Source organism: Pseudomonadota bacterium, assembly GCA_026388215.1.
Taxonomy (GTDB): domain Bacteria; phylum Desulfobacterota; class Syntrophorhabdia; order Syntrophorhabdales; family Syntrophorhabdaceae; genus JAPLKF01.
Map to the genome: position 1 here is coordinate 1 of JAPLKF010000076.1, position 1955 is coordinate 1955.

The 1955-nt window shown below is 42.6% G+C and carries 1 protein-coding gene; it reads right to left on the reverse strand.

Annotation, left to right across the window (positions count from 1 at the left end; all coding sequences use genetic code 11):
* Positions 1-1955, reverse strand: a 1955-nt coding sequence (uvrB, locus tag NTU69_04995) for an excinuclease ABC subunit UvrB (protein ID MCX5802877.1), incomplete at both ends; no start/stop codon positions are given.

The following is a 1955-nucleotide window of genomic DNA, read 5'->3' on the forward strand; positions in this document are numbered from 1 at the left end:
AAAGCGTAATTTCCATCTTTTCAAGCCTCAAAAGGCGATCCCTTAACTGGGTTGCCTTCTCAAAATCCCATCTTTTTGCTGCTTCATTGATCTCTTTCTTAAGTTTTTTCACCATTTTTGATAGCCTTTTTGGTTCCACACCCTTTTCTTCAAACTCTTCGAGAGGCACTGCGTAGTAATCCTTCTCATAAATAGATGAGAGGATATCGACTATATCCTTTTTAATCCCTTCGGGTGTTATCCCATTTTTTACATTGTATTCCATCTGTATTTTTCTCCTCCTCTCCGTTTCATCTATTGCCCGTTTCATAGAGCGTGTAATGTTATCGCCAAACATCAGCACCCTGCTGTTTATATTCCTCGCTGCTCTCCCGCACGTCTGGATAAGCGATGTCTCGGAACGTAAAAAACCCTCTTTATCGGCATCCAGTATCGCAACAAGAGATACCTCCGGGAGGTCAAGCCCTTCTCTTATTAAATTCACACCAACAAGAACATCAAACCTGCCCATCCTCAAATCTCTCACGATGGCAACGCGTTCAAGGGTTTCAATATCTGAGTGAAGATATTTGGCTTTTATACCCGCATCTAAAAGAAAATCCGTCAGGTCCTCAGCAAATCTTTTTGTAAGTGTAGTAATGAGCACCCTCTCTTTCCTTTTTATAACCTCCTTGATCTCAGGAATAAGCGTATCCACCTGGTTTTTAGCCTGTTTTACCTCAATAATGGGGTCCATAAGACCTGTGGGTCTAATAATCTGTTCTATCACATAGCCCTTTGCCCTTTCCAGCTCATAGTTAGCAGGTGTTGCTGATATATACAGCACCTGTCTTGCCCTTTCTTTAAACTCCTCAAATGTTAAAGGTCTATTATCAAGAGCGGAAGGAAGCCGGAATCCATATTCCACAAGCGTTTCCTTTCTCGACCTGTCTCCTCTGTACATTCCTATGAGCTGGGGGATTGTTACATGGCTTTCATCAATCATAATTATGGCATTTTTTGGAAGATAATCAATAAGGGTTGGTGGTGGTTCTCCTAACTTTCTTCCTGTAAGATGCCTCGAATAATTCTCTATGCCCTGACAGTAACCTATCTCCCTTAACATCTCCAGATCATACTTCGTTCTCATCTCAAGTCTTTGGGCTTCGAGGAGTTTGTTCTGTAGCTTAAGCGTTTTAAGGTGTTCCCTTAACTCCTCTTCAATGGAGGTTACTGCATGCTCGAGCGTCTCCCTCGGTGTCACATAATGTGTTGTGGGATATATTGTGCATCGCTTAAGCCTTTCCAGCATTCTCCCGCTTAAGGGGTCAATGGCACAGATCGAAGATACCCTGTCTTCATCCATGACAATTCTGAATGCCCTGTCTTCTTCATAGGCAGGGAAGACATCAATGTTTTCACCCCTGATTCTAAACCTGCCTCGATAAAAATCCATATCGTTCCTCTCATACTGGCATTGTATGAGCTTGTCGAGGATCGTTTTTCTCCCGATACGTTGTCCCTCTTCAAGGTAGACAAGCATCCCGTAGTAAGCCTCCGGAGAACCGAGCCCATATATGCATGATACACTTGCAACAATGATTACATCCTCCCTCTCAAAAAGTGCATTTGTTGCGAGCAACCTCAACTTATCAATCTCCTCATTGATGGAGGCATCCTTTTCTATATAGGTATCTGTATGGGGGAGATACGCCTCAGGCTGATAATAATCATAGTAGCTTACAAAAAAATGGACCTCATTTTCAGGAAAAAGGGTTTTAAACTCTGTGTAGAGTTGCGCTGCAAGTGTCTTATTGTGAGATATAACAAGGGTAGGCCTTTGAACCTTCTCAATCACATTTGCCATGGTGAATGTCTTCCCTGAACCTGTTACACCGAGTAAGACCTGATGCGACACATCCTGCTTTATGTTTTTTACAAGTTTTTTAATTGCCACAGGCTGGTCGCCTTTTGGT